15 protein-coding genes are annotated in these 16,445 nt (G+C 65.3%); 7 read left to right on the top strand and 8 right to left on the bottom strand.

Features of this window, described 5'->3' with window-relative positions:
• Position 1 precedes the first annotated feature (1 nt).
• The 7 genes from bamB to ndk all read right to left on the bottom strand — a co-directional run bounded on the left by bamB (position 2) and on the right by ndk (position 6,730).
• A complete protein-coding gene (bamB, locus tag ABC977_RS08615; protein WP_369666841.1) occupies positions 2 to 1,282 on the bottom strand; it encodes an outer membrane protein assembly factor BamB in 1,281 nt (426 codons plus the stop codon).
• A 170-nt stretch (positions 1,283 to 1,452) separates the two neighbouring features.
• Positions 1,453 to 2,085 (bottom strand): YfgM family protein, encoded by a 633-nt coding sequence (locus ABC977_RS08610; protein ID WP_369666840.1) that lies wholly within the window; start codon positions 2,083 to 2,085, stop codon positions 1,453 to 1,455.
• Between the two features lie 78 nt (positions 2,086 to 2,163).
• Positions 2,164 to 3,426 carry a histidine--tRNA ligase gene (gene hisS / locus ABC977_RS08605; RefSeq protein WP_369666839.1) on the bottom strand — a complete coding sequence of 421 codons (1,263 nt, stop codon included), beginning with the start codon at positions 3,424 to 3,426 and terminating at the stop codon, positions 2,164 to 2,166.
• Between the two features lie 26 nt (positions 3,427 to 3,452).
• Positions 3,453 to 4,433, bottom strand: coding sequence for a RodZ domain-containing protein (locus tag ABC977_RS08600; RefSeq protein ID WP_369666838.1), 981 nt, complete (start codon positions 4,431 to 4,433; stop codon positions 3,453 to 3,455).
• A complete protein-coding gene (gene pilW, locus ABC977_RS08595) occupies positions 4,430 to 5,203 on the bottom strand; it encodes a type IV pilus biogenesis/stability protein PilW (RefSeq protein ID WP_369666837.1) in 774 nt (257 codons plus the stop codon). The genes ABC977_RS08600 and pilW overlap by 4 nt, the downstream gene beginning before the upstream one ends.
• A complete protein-coding gene (rlmN, locus tag ABC977_RS08590) occupies positions 5,200 to 6,318 on the bottom strand; it encodes a dual-specificity RNA methyltransferase RlmN (protein ID WP_369666836.1) in 1,119 nt (372 codons plus the stop codon). Before rlmN ends, pilW begins: the two co-directional genes overlap by 4 nt.
• Positions 6,302 to 6,730: a nucleoside-diphosphate kinase gene (gene ndk / locus ABC977_RS08585; protein ID WP_369666873.1), complete on the bottom strand. Its 429-nt coding sequence runs from the start codon at positions 6,728 to 6,730 to the stop codon at positions 6,302 to 6,304. The genes rlmN and ndk overlap by 17 nt, the downstream gene beginning before the upstream one ends.
• A gap of 363 nt (positions 6,731 to 7,093) precedes the next feature.
• On the opposite strand from ndk, the gene ABC977_RS08580 reads away from it, so the two are divergent.
• The 7 genes from ABC977_RS08580 (at position 7,094) to ABC977_RS08550 (ending at position 12,804) form a co-directional block, all read left to right on the top strand.
• Positions 7,094 to 7,723 (top strand): MotA/TolQ/ExbB proton channel family protein, encoded by a 630-nt coding sequence (locus ABC977_RS08580; RefSeq protein ID WP_369666835.1) that lies wholly within the window; start codon positions 7,094 to 7,096, stop codon positions 7,721 to 7,723.
• Complete coding sequence (locus tag ABC977_RS08575; protein WP_369666834.1) at positions 7,720 to 8,163, top strand: ExbD/TolR family protein; 444 nt, start codon at positions 7,720 to 7,722, stop codon at positions 8,161 to 8,163. Before ABC977_RS08580 ends, ABC977_RS08575 begins: the two co-directional genes overlap by 4 nt.
• Positions 8,160 to 9,920 (top strand): lipid A export permease/ATP-binding protein MsbA, encoded by a 1,761-nt coding sequence (msbA, locus tag ABC977_RS08570; protein ID WP_369666833.1) that lies wholly within the window; start codon positions 8,160 to 8,162, stop codon positions 9,918 to 9,920. The genes ABC977_RS08575 and msbA overlap by 4 nt, the downstream gene beginning before the upstream one ends.
• The gene (gene lpxK / locus ABC977_RS08565) at positions 9,917 to 10,900 is read left to right on the top strand and encodes a tetraacyldisaccharide 4'-kinase (RefSeq protein ID WP_369666832.1); all 984 of its coding nucleotides are present in this window, start codon (positions 9,917 to 9,919) and stop codon (positions 10,898 to 10,900) included. Before msbA ends, lpxK begins: the two co-directional genes overlap by 4 nt.
• Complete coding sequence (locus ABC977_RS08560; protein WP_369666831.1) at positions 10,893 to 11,081, top strand: Trm112 family protein; 189 nt, start codon at positions 10,893 to 10,895, stop codon at positions 11,079 to 11,081. The genes lpxK and ABC977_RS08560 overlap by 8 nt, the downstream gene beginning before the upstream one ends.
• 37 nt (positions 11,082 to 11,118) lie before the next feature.
• Entirely contained in the window at positions 11,119 to 11,895 is a 777-nt protein-coding gene (gene kdsB / locus ABC977_RS08555) for a 3-deoxy-manno-octulosonate cytidylyltransferase (protein WP_369666830.1), read from the top strand.
• Positions 11,896 to 12,306: 411 nt separating this feature from the next.
• Positions 12,307 to 12,804 (top strand): low molecular weight protein-tyrosine-phosphatase, encoded by a 498-nt coding sequence (locus ABC977_RS08550; protein WP_369666829.1) that lies wholly within the window; start codon positions 12,307 to 12,309, stop codon positions 12,802 to 12,804.
• A gap of 133 nt (positions 12,805 to 12,937) precedes the next feature.
• On the opposite strand, the gene rne is transcribed toward ABC977_RS08550, so the two are convergent.
• Positions 12,938 to 16,153, bottom strand: a complete 3,216-nt coding sequence (rne, locus tag ABC977_RS08545; RefSeq protein ID WP_369666828.1) for a ribonuclease E — start codon at positions 16,151 to 16,153, stop codon at positions 12,938 to 12,940.
• Between the last annotated feature and the right edge of the window lie 292 nt (positions 16,154 to 16,445).

Genomic DNA, 16,445 nt, shown 5'->3' with positions numbered 1-16,445 from the left:
TCTACCTGGCCGTGTTGCCGTCGTCGCTCGTCGAACGGGTCGTCGAGTCCTGCGTGGCAGTGCCCGCGGGTCGTTCGGGTCGTCCTGCGGTGCCGAGCGTCAGGGCGGCGAGCGTGCCATCATCGCCGAACACGTAGAGACGGCCATCGACGGCCAGCGGCCGGGCCCTGATAGGCCCGCGGCCGACGCGCAGGCGAGCGACGAGCCGGCCATCCTCGCGTGCCAGGGCATGCAGATAGCCCTCGAAGTCGCCGACGATGATCCAATCACCGAGCAACGCGGGGGGGCTCAATTGGCGATGGGCGAGCTGATCCTGGCGCCATTGGCCCGCTCCGGAATCGGGCTCGGCCGCCCACACATGGTCTTGCGCATCGGTCACGTAGATCGCATCGCGGTCGGCGATCAGGCCCGAATAGATCGAGAGGGTGCGGCGCCAGAGGACGGCCCCGGATGCGACGTCGACCGCGGCCAGGTCGCCGTTGAAGGTGCCGACATAGAGGGTCTCGCCGACGACGATCGGATCGGCGTCGATATCGGTGATCCGCTCCAGTTCGGAGCGCCCCGTCGGCATGGTCACCCGCACGGTCCACAGCGGGGCGCCTTCTTCGAGATCCAGTTTGATCAGCCGCCCCCCGGACAAACCGACGATGGCGCCCGATGGGACGATCACCGGGCTGCTGCTGCCGCGCAGGATCAGAACCGGTGCCTGGCTGGTAAAACGCCAGCGTTCGTCGCCCGATGCGGCGTCGAAGCCCAGAACATGGTCGTCGAGGGTGTGCACGACGACCATGTCGTCGGTCAGGCGCGGGATCGAGAGGATCTCGCTGGTAACTTGCGCGCGCCAGAGTTCCGAGCCGTCGTCAGTCGTCAGCGCCAGCAGTTCACCCTTCGTCGAACCGATCACGAGCCGGTCGCCGTGGGCGTCCGGCCCGCCGCTGAAGGGTCGTTTCAGATCGCGGCGCCACAGGAGGCGACCGTCCGCGGCTTGGATGGCCGTGACCTGACCACGCGCATCGGCAGTATAGAGGCGACCATCGGACAGCGCCGGGACCAGGCGCAGCCGGCGTCCGTCGCTGCCGCGGCCGACGTCCTGGCGCCATTGGATGGCGAACTCGGCCTCGGGCGTGAACGAAGGCAGCGGCGAGGGCGGGTTCGGATCCTTCTCGCGGCCGAGCCATGGCAAGCTGCCGCATCCACCGAGTGCGACCAGCAGCAGGCCGACAAGGCCCCAGCGGGTGCCGACGGAGATCGGCGGGTGCCAGCGATAGGGTAAATCGATCAACGGGGTAAACCTCTGTGGACGGCGGCCGACCAACGCGAGCTGGTGCATGATTCGACAGCCAGCACCTTCGTATCGGTTCAAGAATAATCGGCGCAATCGTAGGTCGGGAAAGCGCAGCGCATCCCGACATCGGAGCCCGATGTGGTACCGCTTATTCTGGAATCATTACCTTAGCCCGGCTCCGGCAGATCCGCGAGCTTGATCTCGATCAGTTGGGTTTGACTGACGCCGACGGCGAGGGCAAGCCGATAGGCCGCGCGGGCCTGTTCGATGTCGCCCCGCGCAACGGCGATATCGCCACGCAGCGCGGCGAACTCACCGCTGAAAGAGCCCTGGTCATCATGCTGCTCGATGACGGCGAGGGCCCTGTCGTGATCCTGTACGGATACGAGCAGGCGCGCCAGTCGCAACGCGGCGACGCGGGCCAACGCGGGGTCGCGGGCGGCGTCGATGGCCCCTTCCAGGGCCCCCTGGGCCTCGTCGATCTCGCCTTGTTCCAGTGCCACGCGCGCCTTGACGAGCAAGCCGAACGCGGCATAGGGGGTTGGCCGATAATCGGCGGCGAGTCGCTCGGTCAGCGCCAAGGCCGCCGCGGGATCGATGCCGGCGTCGACGGTCATCAGCAGTTGCTCGAAGACGGCCGATGCGGACTGGGCGCGGTTTTCCTGATAGCCATCCCAGACGCGCCAGCCGACGATCGCGCCGACACCGACGACGACGCCGAGGATCACCGCGGTGCTGTTTTCCTTCCACCAGCGCTTCAGGGCTTCGACCTTTTCTTCGTCGGTTTCGTACCGGGCCACGGATCTCTCCAACTGTTGGTATTGGTTTCGATGAGCGGATTCAGGTTGCCGGACCCGCGCGACGGGTGCAGCGGCGCATCAGTCTAGACGCTTCAGACGCTTGGGCAGATCCCGGATCGCGATGGTTTCCTGCTCGCCGGTGCCGCGCAGCGGCTTGACGCCGATCAGCCCCTGGGCCAACTCGGCCTCGCCGAGCACCAGCGCGAGTTGGGCGCCGCTGCGGTCGGCCTTCTTGAACTGGCTCTTGAAGCTGCCGCCACCGCAATGGCACATCAGCCGCATCCCAGGAAGGGCATCCCGCAGGTCTTCGGCGATCTGGATCGCGCGCGCCTGCGCCGCATCGCCGACCGCAACCAGGTAGGCATCAAGCGATGGTGCGGCCGGATCATCGCGTTGCTCGAGCAAAGCGACCGCCCGTTCGACACCCAGCGCGAAGCCGACGGCCGGTGTTGCACGGCCACCAAGCTGTTCGACCAGGCCGTCGTAGCGCCCACCAGCGCAGACCGTCCCTTGTGCGCCGAGGTCGTCGGTGGTCCATTCGAACACGGTTCGGTTGTAGTAGTCGAGTCCGCGCACCAGCCGAGGATTCTGTTCGTAGTCGAGTCCGGCCTCGTCTAGGCCGGCGCACAGCGCGGCGAAGTGATCGCGTGATGTGCCGCCGAGGTGGTCGATCAGTCGCGGCGCATCGGCGACGACAGCCTGTGTTCGTGGATCCTTCGAATCCAAGATCCGCAGCGGATTGGTGTGCAGCCGCTTGCGGCTGTCCTCATCGAGCTGGTCGAGGTGACGACCGAGGTAGGCCGTCAGCGCATCACGATAAGCCGCGCGCTCGGGTGCGTCGCCGAGGGTGTTGATCTCCAGTCGCAGTCCGTCGATGCCGAGCGCGCGCCATAGGCGACGGGTCAACAGGATCACCTCCAGATCGATATCGGGGCCGTCCAACCCGAAGACCTCGACGCCGATTTGATGGAACTGACGATAGCGGCCGCGCTGCGGGCGCTCATGGCGGAACATGGGGCCGCGATACCAGAGGCGTTGCGGCTGCGCCAGCAGGCCGTGCTCGATGGCCGCGCGCACACAACTGGCCGTGCCTTCGGGGCGCAGGCTCAGGCTGTCGCCATTGCGGTCGGTGAAGCTGTACATCTCCTTCTCGACGATGTCGGTGACCTCGCCGATCGACCGCTTGAACAGTTCCGTGACCTCGACCAAGGGGGTGCGGATCTCCTGGTAGCCGTATCCTTCGAGCACTTCACGTGCACCGTCTTCGAGTCGCTGCCAAAGGGGACTGTGCGTCGGGAGCAAGTCATGCATGCCCCGAATCGCCTGAATGTTCTTGCTCATCGTGTCGTTGGTCGCTCGTCGATCGGTCACTGGTTGGTCGTTGGGTCGAGGGTGAAGCGGGCGACGTTGCCGCGCGCGCGGCTGGCCAGGTCGAACGGCTCGCCATCGATCCGGATGGTCACGGCCGCGGCGTTGCCGATGATCATCGACCAAGGCGGGGTCCCCTCCAGGACGCGGTGATCACCCTTGGCCATCTCACCGAAGAGCTTGAACTCGCGTGTCGCATCGCGAATATCGACCCAGCAGGGACCATCGAAGGCGAGCTCGACGCGGCTTGTCGTGGCTTCGGAGGGCTCGATCGGCGCCGCGCGGTTCATCCGGTCCTGGTCCAGCGCCGTCTCGTCTGGCGCCGGTGCCCTGGGTTCCTCGTCGACCGTGGCTGCCGCGAGCGAGTCCGACTCCAGACGAGACTCGACCAATTCGTCGGGGATCGGCGAGGCCGGTGCCGGGCTGGTCAGGAGACCATCGTCGATCGCCGGTGCCGGACCGATCAGGACGTCGTCGTCCATCGCGCGGTCCGATATCGTTAGGGTGGCCTCGTCCTGGATCTCGGCCGTCTCATGGAATCCGATCGGTATATGACTGTTCTGCCACCACAAGAGCAGCAGGGTCACGATCCCGATCGCGAGCGTGGCACTGATCAAGCGGATGATCAGGTGTCCGCTTCCGATTTGGCGGCGTGAAGCGCCGGTGACCCGTCGCCGAACGGGTGATTCGGTCGGGCGATGCACGGCACGATAGGCTTGGATCAGCGGCTCCGAGTCGAGACCGAGGAGACGGGCGTAGTTGCGCAGGTAACCGGTGACGAAGACCTGGCCGGGAAGATCCTCGAAACGGTCCTGTTCGAGGGCCGCGACGAGCGACAGCTTCAGGTGCAGATCCGCGGCGACCTGTTCGCGAGTCAGCCCATGAGCCTCGCGGGCTTGTCGCAGTCGACGCCCTGGTCCGGCCTGGTCGGGCAGCGCAGCAGCATCGGTGTCCGGAAAAAAGGCTTGGTGATCCTTCATAGCGATCGCAGTTCGTTGTTCTCGGGAGCCTCGGGAAAAGCCTGGCGCAGGTATTGAGCATAGGTTTGCGCACCTTGCCGGTTACCGAGCGCCCGTTCGACACGCACGCCGAGCAGCAGGGCCTGGGGTGTCACCGGACCCGTCTGCATGAGCCGCTCGAGATAGCCGCGGGCGGTGCGGTGGTCGCCGCGCTGGTATTCGATCTCGGCCATCCGCAGGAGGGCTGGGGCGAAATTTGGTTCGCGGGCCAAGGCCTGGCGCAGATAGCCTTCGCCCTTGGTCGGGTCTCCGCTGTTGATCGCACAGACCGCAGCATTGGTCAGGGTCACGGCGGGTGCGGCGAACAACGGATTGGCGAGGGCCTCCGTGAACTGGGCATCGGCCTCCGCGTAGCGACCTTGCCGGCACAGGAAGGCGCCCCAGGCATTCCGGAAGTCGCCGTTTTGCGGCTCGAGGCTGATCGCCTGTTCGAAGTGTCTCGCCGCAGAGGTATCCTCGCCGATGCTCTGCAGGATCAGTGCCATCAAATAGTGTGCGCGTCCGTTGCGATTGTCGATCTGTAGCGCCCGCTGCGCGCGCTCCAATGCGGCCTCCATCTGGCCCATCCGATAATACTCGGCGGCCAGGGCCACATAGAGGTCCCCGGGGCTTTCCCGCTGTTGCGTGGTGAACCGTGTCACCCCGTCATCCACGGTGTCGCCGGTGCTGGCGCAGGCCCCGAGCAGGACCGACAGAGCGGCCATCGCGATCAGGCGCACCGCGTTCCTCATCGGTGGACCCCGACCGTCGGCGCGGGGCGACTCGCCGAGCGGCGCGTGCGATCGAGAACCCGTCCCACCAATTGGCCGCAGGCGGCGGCGATCTCATCGCCGCGGGTCTTGCGCGTCGTCGTGACGATCCCGGACCGGATCAAGCGGAAGCGGAAGGCCTCGACCCGCTCGGGCGGGGAGGTTTGGAAATCGCTTCCCGGAAATGGGTTGAAAGGAATCAGGTTGACCTTCGACGGCGTTCCCTCGAGCAATCGAATCAGTTGTTTGGCGTGTTCGAGTCGGTCATTGACGCCGTCGAGCATCACATATTCCCAAGTGATCCGGCGGCGCTTGTCGGCGGCGACATAGGCGCGGCAGGCCGGGATCAACTCGGCGAGCGGGTACTTGCGATTGATCGGGACCAGTTCGTCGCGCAGCCGATCGTTCGGCGCGTGCAACGACACGGCCAGGGCGACATCGGCGACCTCCCGCAATCGGTGGATCTGGGGCACCAGACCCGAGGTGCTGAGGGTGACCCGGTGCCGGGAGACCATGTAACCCAAATCATCCTGCATCATGGCCGTCGCCGTGACGACCGCATCGAAGTTCGCGAGCGGCTCGCCCATGCCCATCAATACGATGTTCGATGGCGGCGCACCCAGGTGGCGCGTAGCCAGCCACACCTGGCCGATGATCTCGGAGACCCGCAGGTTCCGGTTGAAGCCCTGGCGGCCCGTCGCGCAGAAGGCGCACTCGAGGGCGCAACCCACTTGCGACGATATGCACAGGGTGCGGCGATCGTTCTCGGGTATCAGCACGGTCTCGATGTGCTGCCCTCCCTCCACCTCGATCAACCACTTGATGGTTCCATCGGAGGAGGGGAGTTGGCGCGTGACCCGCGGTGGCGCGACTCGACCGCTCGCGGCGAGCCGCTCACGCAACGCAATGGGCAGGTCCGTCATGGCCGTGAAATCGGTCACGCCGTGCTTGTGGATCCACTTGAACAGATTTCGTCCGTGGAAGGCCTTGAAGCCCCATCCCAGCACGAGGCGTTCGAGCCCGGGCCGGTCCAGATCGAGTAGCTCGATCCGCTCGGCCGGGACAGAACCAAAACCCGTGTCAACGGGTGCGTTCACAAACCCCCTCCGGGAAGAAGAACGCGATCTCGGCAGCAGCGGTCTCGGCCGAGTCGGAGCCATGTACGGCGTTTTCGGTCAGCGAGTCGGCAAAATCGGCGCGAATGGTCCCGGGCGCGGCCTTGGCCGGGTCGGTCGCCCCCATCACCTCACGATGGAGGGCGATGGCCCCTTCGCCCTCGAGAACCTGGACCGTGACCGGGCCCGAGGTCATGAACTCGACGAGTTCCGCGAAAAAGGGGCGTTCCCGGTGGACGGCATAGAAGGCCGTGGCCTGCTCACGGCTCAGGTGCAGCATGCGGGCCGCGACGATTCGCAGGCCGGCCTGTTCGAAACGGGACAGGATGGCGCCGATCGCGTTCTTGGCTACGGCATTGGGTTTGATGATCGACAAGGTGCGCTCGACGGCCATGATGACTCCAGTGGTCGGTGATCTTCTGGTCAGGTGATGGATGCCAGGACTTCCGGTAACCAGTCGGTCCGGGATGTGCTCAGAAACCATGAGGGGATGGGTCGCGGAGCGACCGGGCCACCGGTTTCGTATCGCGGTGGATCTCTAAGTCTACCGAGAGCCCGGGATCCCGGCAATCGATTGCACGTCTTTCGGTTCGTCTGTCGGTTGACCGTTCGGGTATCATGGCGACCCGGCGCGCGGGCGGCACGCTGGTCGGGTCGGTCGCTGCTCGAGGATCGCGCGACCGACCCTCGCCGACCGGCTTTGGTCGCCATCATCGCCGATGTGATCTCAATCTATCTATTAAGAGGAATACCCTCGGTGCTCGAATTGATGCAAGCGGGTGGCTGGCTGATGGTGCCCATCATCGCCTGCTCGATCGTCGCCACCGCCATCGTGCTGGAACGGGCCTGGGCCTTGCGGCGAACGCGCATCATGCCCGACGGTCTGGTGACACGCATCTGGCAGTGGCACAGTGCGGGTCAGCTCACGCGCGCGCGCATCCTAGAGATCCGTGAAGGGTCGCCGTTGGGTCGGATCTTGAGCGCCGGCCTGATCAATCGGTATCACTCGCGCGAGGTCATGAAGGAGGCCATTCACGATACCGGCCGCCAGGTCGTCGCGGGTCTGGAGCGGTACCTGACGACCTTGGGGACGATCGCGGCCGTGACGCCGCTGCTAGGTCTGCTCGGCACCGTGTTCGGCATGATCGAGGTGTTCGGGGTCATCGTCAGCGCCGGGGTCGGCCACCCCGGGATGCTGGCCGGCGGTATCTCGCAGGCGTTGATCACCACAGCGGCGGGCCTGTCGGTCGCGATCCCGAGTCTGATCTTTCATCGCATCTTCAACAGCCGGGTCGATGCGTTGGCGATCGGCATGGAAGAGCAGGCGTTGCGGTTGGTCGAGGTCATCAAAGGTGAGCGCGAGCATGACGACGAGGTGGGCGCATGAATCTCCGGCCGCGGCGTCCGGCGGCGCCTGACATCAATCTGGCCCCGCTGATCGATGTGGTGTTCCTGCTGTTGATCTTCTTCATGGTGTCGACGACCTTCCAAGAGGACACGGGTCTGCAGATCGACCTGCCGCGGGCCGAGGGCGAGCCGGCCTTGGTCGAGGAGCCGGATATCTTGACGATCGAGATCGACCGGGTCGGGGCCTTCCATGTCACCGATCGACGCCTGGATGGGGATTCGCCGGCCCATCTCGAGCGTGCCGTCCGCGCAGTGCTCGGCGACGCGCTCGAGCGACCGGTGCTGATCAAGGCCGATGCCCAGACCCCGCATCAGGCGGTCATGACCGCACTGGATGTCCTGGGTCGAATCGGGTTGGTGCGGATTCAGTTCGCGGCCGTGCGTCCGACAGAACCCGCGTCCGCCGATCCCGCCCCATGACCATCGCTCCGGGTTCCGCTGTCGCGCGCCAGATCTATCGGCGCCTGTTGGGCTATGCGATGCCCTATCGCGGGGTCTTCGCGATCGCCGTCGTCGGCATGTTGATCTTCGCGGCGACCGAGCCGGCCTTCGCGGCCCTGATGAAGCCGCTCCTCGACGGCAGCTTCGTCGACCGCGACATCGATGTCGTGCGGATGATGCCTTTTCTGTTGATCGGGCTCTTCGTGATTCGCGGCCTCGCTGGCTTCGTCGATACCTACTGCCTGAAGTGGGTCGGTCGCCGGGTCGTCGCCGACCTGCGCCGCGAGATGTTCGAGCAGTTGCTGCGTTCGCCGACGCGTTATTACGACAACAACAGCTCGGGCCAGATCCTCGCGAAACTGACCTATAACGTCGAGAACGTGGCCACGGCCGCTACCTATGCGTTGACGACGCTGATCCGCGACGGCTTTACCGTGATCGGCCTGCTGGCCTTCATGGTCTATGTCGACGTGGCCCTGGCGGCGATCTTCTTGCTGATCGGCCCGCCGATGGCGCTGTCGATCAAATTCGCAACCGGGCGTTTTCGCCGTTACAGCCAACGCATCCAGGAGCGGATCGGCGATCTGACTCAGACCGCCCAGCAGGTGATCGAAGGGCATCGTGTCGTCAAGGCCTTCGGCGGGGAGGGACAAGAGTCGCAACGTTTCGGCTGGGTCAACGAAAAGACCCGGTCGCTGCAAATGCGGATGGTCGCGACCGAAGCCGTCAGTGTGCCCGTGGTCCAATTGATCGCGGCGCTCGCGATTGCCATCGTGGTCTATCTATCGACCTTGCAAGGGTTGCGCGAGGACATGACCGTGGGCACCTTCATGTCCTTCATCGTCGCAATGGCGCTACTCTTGGGGCCGTTGAAGCGCCTGACGGCCGTCAACTCCCAACTGCAGCGGGGCATCGTTGCCGCAGCCAGTCTGTTCGAATTGATCGATGGTGAGCGGGAACGGGACACCGGGCAGCGAACCCTCGACCGTGCGCAGGGGCGCATCGAATACATCGGGGTTGCTCACCGGTACTCGGACGACAAGGGTCCGGTACTCCGAGACATCGATCTGACCATCGCTGCCGGTGAGACGGTGGCCCTCGTCGGCCGTTCCGGCAGCGGCAAGACGACCCTGGCCAATCTATTGCCGCGCTTCTACGATGCGACGGCCGGGCGGATCCTGCTCGATGGGATCGAGATCGGCGACTTGAGGCTGGCCAGCCTCCGCGCGCAGATCTCGCTGGTCAGCCAGGATGTCGTCTTGTTCAACGATACGGTTGCGAACAACATCGCGTATGGGCGGATCGGCGAGGTGACGACGGCCGACTTGGAACGGGTGGCCGCCGCGGCACACGCGCTGGAGTTCATCCAGGCCTTGCCGGCCGGCTTCGAGACGCGGATCGGCGATCACGGCGTACTGCTGTCCGGTGGTCAGCGGCAGCGACTCGCGATTGCGCGCGCGATGCTGAAGGATGCGCCGATCCTGATCCTCGACGAAGCGACCTCGGCGCTCGACTCCGAGTCGGAACGCCACATCCAGAGCGCGCTGGATGCGCTGATGCGCAACCGTACGACATTGATCATTGCCCACCGACTCTCGACGATCGAACAGGCCGATCGCATCATCGTGCTGCACGAAGGCCGCATCGTCGAGCAGGGGACCCATCGAGCACTGCTCGGCTGCGACGGTCATTATGTCCGTCTGCGTCAGATGCAGTTCGCCGGCGCCATCGAATGATCGCCGAGGACATCTGGTATCGGGGGCACCCGCTCGGGTATCCGTTGCGCCCGCTATCCTGGCTCTTCGAAGGGTTGGTCCGGGTTCGGCAGCGCCTACATCGGGGCCGTCGCGACCCCAGGCGGCGCTTGCCGGCGCTGGTCATCGTCGTCGGTAATCTCACGGTCGGTGGCACGGGCAAGACCCCACTGGTCATCTGGCTCGCCGATTGGCTGCTCAGAGGGGGGTATCGCCCAGGGATCCTCACCCGCGGCTATCGCGGTCAGGCACGCCGATGGCCGCAATGGGTGACGCCAGACAGTGATCCGGATCTGGTCGGCGACGAGGCCGTGGTGCTGGCGCGACGCACCGGGGTGAACGTCGTCGCGGGTCCCGATCGCCGCGCCGCAGGAGCCTGGCTCATCGCGCGTGGGGGGTGCGATATCATCCTCAGCGACGACGGCCTTCAGCATTACCGGCTGCCCCGCGACCTCGAGATCCTGGTCATCGATGGCCAGCGCGGCCTCGGTAACGGCCTCTGTCTGCCGGCTGGGCCGTTGCGCGAGCCGGCGGCACGGGTCGATACTGTGGACATGGTCGTTGGCCACGGCGCTGATTGGCCGGGCGGCTATCGGATGGACCTGATCGGAGACCGGGTCGTCAACCTGCGCGACCCCGAACGGATCGCCGACCTGGCCGCATGGCGTGGTCGGGCCGTGACGGCCGTGGCCGGCATCGGTAACCCACTTCGTTTCTTCGAGGGGTTGCGTGCCGCGGGTTTGATCGTCCGGGAGTGGCGATACCCTGATCACCACCGGTACGGTTCGGATGATGTCCGGCGGTGGCCAAGCGGCCCGGTGATCATGACCGAGAAAGACGCCGTCAAATGTGCCCGAATGGCCGCGGTGGACCACTGGTATCTTCCGGTTGCGGCCCGCTTGGACGCGAGCTTCGCGGCCGCTTTTTCACAACGACTCGAGGATTTGCTCCGAAATGGATAAGCGATTGCTGGACATCTTGGTCTGCCCCATCTGCAAGGGGCCGCTCTACTACGATCAGGCGGCCGCGGAATTGATCTGTCGTGCCGACCGGTTGGCCTTCCCGATCCGCGACGGCATCCCGATCATGCTCGAAGAAGAGGCGCGCTTGCTGGCCCCCGATGAAGAGGTGCCGAAGCCGTGAGGCCGGTGCCCCTTGCCGCGACGAGCGGAGGCGCTCGATGACCTTCAAGGTTGTGATCCCGGCGCGCTATGGTTCGACGCGCTTGCCCGGCAAACCGTTGGTCGACCTCGCAGGAAGGCCCTTGGTGCAACACGTCTACGAGCGCGCCTGTGCGTCCGGCGCAGAGGAGGTCTTGATCGCGACCGACGACGAACGGATCAGGGCCGTTTGTCATCGCTTCGGGGCCGATGTCCAGATGACGCGTTCGGACCATCCCAGCGGCACCGACCGAATCGCCGAGGTGATCGAGCTGCGAGGCTGGGCGGATGATACCCTGGTCGTCAACCTACAGGGCGACGAGCCAGGGATGCCCGCCGCATTGATCGATCAGGTCGCGGCGAACCTGGCCGCTCGCGATGGACTGGGTGCTGCGACCTTGGCCGAACCGATCACCGATCGCCGAGTGCTGTTCGATCCGCACGTGGTCAAGGTGGTCACCGACACCGAGGGCATGGCCCTGTACTTCTCCCGGGCACCGATACCCTGGCATCGCGATGAGTTTCTGAAAGGCGAGTCGAGCCTGCCGGGCGACAGGCTGTTTCTTCGTCACATTGGGCTTTATGCCTATCGAGCCGAGTTCGTGACCCGTTTCGTCGCCTGGCCGCCGGTGCCGCTCGAGCTCGCCGAATCCCTCGAGCAATTGCGCGCCCTCTGGCATGGGGTACCTATCCATGTCGATCTCGCGGCGGTATCGCCGGGACCGCCTGGAGTCGATACGCATGCGGATCTGGGCAGGGTAGTGGCATGGCTGGCGACGCAGCGTCGACCATCCTGATCGGCGGAAAAAAATGCCCCCGCTGTGAGGCGGGGGTAAATCACCACTGAGGAGGTCAGAGAACGCAGACGATGGGGCAGAGTGCCTTTTCGAGTTTGATTAAGCATGATCTGTGCCTACCTCGCTCCATCGCCGCTGTGTTTCAAGGTTAGTGTTTGTTCTATCGCATCTTGGCATCGCTTCACGGGCCATTTTTTCGGTCGGTCTGGGTGCTCTGGTCGCACGCTGTGATCCCGCGATGCCTCAAGCTGGTGCAGTGCATCATGGCGATCCCAGTCTCGGCACTCGGATCGTGCCTGTCCGAAGCACGGGTGGATGACGCCTTGCGTTATCATCGCGGCTGACCAGTTGGTGCCTGCTTCGCGGTGGCATTCGGTGCGGCATTGACCCGCCGGCTATGGGGGACATCCTATGAACAAGGCTTTGCCTGTCAGAGTGCTTTTCGTTTGCATGGGGAATATCTGCCGGTCCCCGACTGCGGAAGGCGTGTTTGGACGGCTGATCGAAGATGCCGGGGTCGCGCATCGGATCGTGACGGATTCGGCTGGTACCCATGCTTACCATGTCGGAGATCCGCCGGATCCGCGTGCGCAGAAGACCGCTCGGGCCCGCGGCATCGATCTGAGTCGAATCCGTGCCCGCCAAGTGGTGGTCGAGGATTTCGCCAGTTTCCACTATGTGTTAGCGATGGACGACGACAACCGGCGGTTGCTGGCGCAGATCTGTCCTCGCAGTGAGGCTCATAAGCTCAAGTTATTCATGGACTTCGCGCCGGAGTGGCCGAACCGCGAGGTGCCGGACCCCTATTACGGCGGGCCGAATGGTTTCGAGCGGGTCTTCGACATGGTCGAGGCGGCCGCGCAGGGTCTGCTCGCCGACATCCGTCGCCGGCATCTCGTCGACGATTGACCGCGTGAGCAAACCAGGTCTGCGCCTCGGTGGACGAGAAGCGATCGGGAGGCGCGAACGGTTCGCGGCTCACGCGAGCGACGCGGGGCCACCATGGCCATGGTGACCCCGCGCCGCCAGGGCGCGTTTCTGGTCAGGATGACCGCGAATCCGCATCTCCCGAGCCGTCTGCGACAGGTCCTGGATGCGACGAGCCGCCCTCCTGTCGGCGCGGAGCGGGTCCGGCTGCATCCGGCGCCGGGTCGCCGGTCGCGGGACCTGGGTCGGCGATGGTGGCGGCCGAACCAGCCGGCCTCGCGGGTGCCGGTTTCGGGGCGTCCAGATGGTCGGTCGGCGCGTCTGTTCGCCCCGACTCCCTATGGCTGACATCCGCGTCCGGTCGCGGCGTAAACGGGTGATCGCGGTCTCGCTCCGACGGTTCGGGGGCGAGCCGGCTGGTGGCCTCCGATGACGGGACCGTGGTCCTTGCCGGGGGTAGATCCGGCTCCACCGACTGCGGCGCGTGCGACCCGGAGTCGGCATCCGAGTCGGCACCCCGAGACGCCGCATGACCGGCCGTCGGTCCCGTCGCCACCGCTGGATCGGTCAAGCCCGGTCCGGGCGCCGCGCCCTGCGGCGATCTGTCGCTCATAGACGGTTGTGGCGCACCGCCGATGGCGGTCGAGTCGGTGGAAGGCTGTGGACCAGTGGAGGACGAGGGCGCCGAGTCGCTCGCAACGAGCGACTGGCCGCTCGGCGTCCGCGGCGCGGCTTCGTCAGGCCGGGACTCGGTTCGCGCCGGTGCTGTCCCTTCCGCGGTTGGAGCCCCCTGCGTTGGGATCGAATCCTCGCCGGGGGCCGGTCTCGCGTCGTCGCGCTGGCTGGCAGGGCGCCGGCGACCACGCCCGCCGCGCCGTCGGCGACTCGAGCGGGATTTGGTCGGTGCTTGATCGGTCGGATTCGCGGACACCACCTCGGATCCCTGCTGGTCGGTCGGTGCCTCGTCGTCGGGAACGGCAGTGGGCAGCCGAGGTGGCTGGATTGTCGATGGCGCAACGACAGCGTCGGTCGGGAGCATCAGCGCCCGGCCTTGACTCGCCGCCGTCGTGTCGGCGGTCGTCGCCGGTCGCTTCCCGTTGGCTTCAACGCCTCGCGAAGGCGACGGTCGATTCGATCCCGTGGCGCTATTGTCCGGTTTGGACTGATCGTGCGCGGAATCGCCTCGCTCCTCTTGGCCAGACGATCCGCGCCCGCGTGGGTCACCGCGGCGCGATCCATCGACGCCGGGACGCCGGCCGCGCCCGCGGGAGCGACGTTCATTGGCTCGGCCGTGGTCCGCTTCACCGTTGGCGGTCGGGCCGTCACGGCGGTGCGACAGCGTCCCTTCCGCCAGGGCGGGTCCGGCGATCGAGGCTGGTATAGGTCGCTTTTGGCTCGAGCCCTGGTCGACGCGGTGCCTCGGTTGGTCCTTGTCCCCGTCATCCTGGTCGCGGCCCTTATACGACGCCTCGGCGCCTGGGTCGGATTCGTGGTCGCGGCGATAAGCCGGACCGGGGGGGTGGGCCGATGTCTCGTCGTCGGAATGGGGACGCGGCGTGAAGATGCTGGTCCAGATCCTTTTCAACAAGGGCTCCGGATGCCGCTCGGCACCGGTCCCCGGCGTGGGTTCGGACGACAGCGACTGAACACGGCCCGGCGGGCGCGGGTAGGCCGCTGGTCGGGTGCGGAGCGCCTCGGGCTCGGACGGCCGTGGCGCCGGCGAGAGCGGCGTCATGTGCTTGACGGCTGGTTCCTGCAGCTTGAGGGCCTCGGGTGCGCGCCCCGCGGCGAGCGCCGGGCTCTCGGTCGTCGCTGTGTAGGCATAGCTGGCCTGTTCTCTTGGATACTTGGCCAGATCTTGCGAGCGGATCCGCTCGATCGTGTAGTCGGGGGTCTCCAGATGCTTGGTCGGCAACAGGATGACCTCGATATCCTGGCGCTGCTCGATGTCGAGGATGCTGCGTCGCTTCTCGTTGAGCAAGAAGGTCGCGACATCGACGGGCAAGCGCGCGAGGATGCGCTGCGTATTGTCCTTCATCGCCTCCTCTTCGATGATGCGGAGGATCGACAGCGACAGGGACTCGACGCTGCGGATGGTGCCCTGACCGCGGCAGCGCGGGCACACCTGTTGGCTGGCTTCGCCGAGCGATGGCCGCAGACGTTGGCGGGACATCTCGAGCAGGCCGAAACGGGAGATCCGCGCAACCTGAACACGGGCTCGGTCTTGTTTGAGTGCTTCGCGCAGCCGATTCTCGACCTCGCGTTGATGTTTTGCCGGCGTCATGTCGATGAAATCGATGACGAACAGGCCGCCGAGATCGCGTAACCGCAGTTGCCGGGCGATCTCATCGGCCGCCTCCAGGTTCGTGTTCAGCGCGGTTTCTTCGATGTCGGCCCCCTTGGTCGCGCGGGCCGAGTTGATGTCAATCGACGTCAAGGCTTCGGTATGATCGATGACGATCGAACCGCCAGATGGGAGCTGCACCATCCGCTGGAAGACGGATTCGATCTGACTCTCGATCTGGTACCGCGTGAAGAGCGGTACCTCATCCTCATAGAGGCGCAGTTTTTTCAGGTTCCCGGGCATGACCTGGCGCATGAACTGCTCGGCCTTCTCGTAAACCTTGCGGTCGTCGATCACGATCTCGCCGATGTCGGCGCGCAAATAGTCGCGAATCGATCGAATGATGACGTCGCTTTCCTGATAGATCAGAAACGGGGCCGCGCGCTCGGCCGCCGACTTCTCGATCGCGCGCCACAGTTGGAGCAGGTAGTCCAGGTCCCATTGCAGCTCTTCGACGTTCTTGCCGACCCCTGCCGTTCGGACAATGAGTCCCATGTCCTCGGGAATCTGCAATTGACTCATGGCTGCGCGCAGCTCGGTGCGATCCTCCCCCTCGATGCGCCGCGAGACGCCGCCGGCGCGGGGATTGTTCGGCATCAAGACCAGGTAACGACCGGCCAGCGAGATGAAGGTGGTCAGTGCCGCCCCTTTGCTGCCTCGTTCTTCCTTGTCGATCTGAACGACGACTTCGCGTCCTTCTTTGATCGCGTCGCGAATATTGATGCGCGTGCCGGGCTTGACGCCGTCCGGGTCGAAATTGGAGCGTGCGATCTCCTTGAGGGGTAGGAAGCCGTGGCGTTCGGCGCCATAATCGACGAACGCGGCCTCGAGGCTCGGTTCGATTCGTGTAATCCGACCCTTGTAGATATTGGCTTTTTTCTGTTCCCGCCCGGGGGATTCGATATCCAGGTTGTAAAGCTGTTGACCGTCAACGGTCGCGACGCGCAATTCTTCTGGTTGCGTCGCGTTGATCAGCATTCGTTTCATGTGGTTCCTGTTTCGTCCATCGGCACGTGCCCCAGCCCGAAGTCACAGCGCGAATCCCGTTCGTCGCGAAGCGACCCGCGTTCCGTGTTCTGCCGCCTTGACCCAGAGCCCCGTTCCGAGCTGGAAGGCAGCGGGATGATGGGTTCTCGTCAACGTCCGGCCAAGGTTGCATGGAGTGGACCGTGCCGCAGGTATTCAAATAGGGTACCGCCGCAAAGACGGCGGTGGTTCAGTGGGATCTGCGGCGAGGTTCGTTCGCAGTCCCGGAGGAGGCTAGTAGGGCGCCGGGGCT

This window comes from Thioalkalicoccus limnaeus (assembly GCF_041197575.1).
Lineage (GTDB): Bacteria > Pseudomonadota > Gammaproteobacteria > Chromatiales > Chromatiaceae > Thioalkalicoccus > Thioalkalicoccus limnaeus.
The sequence above is the reverse complement of the archived record's forward strand: the minus strand, read 5'-3'. Positions and strand labels throughout refer to the sequence as shown.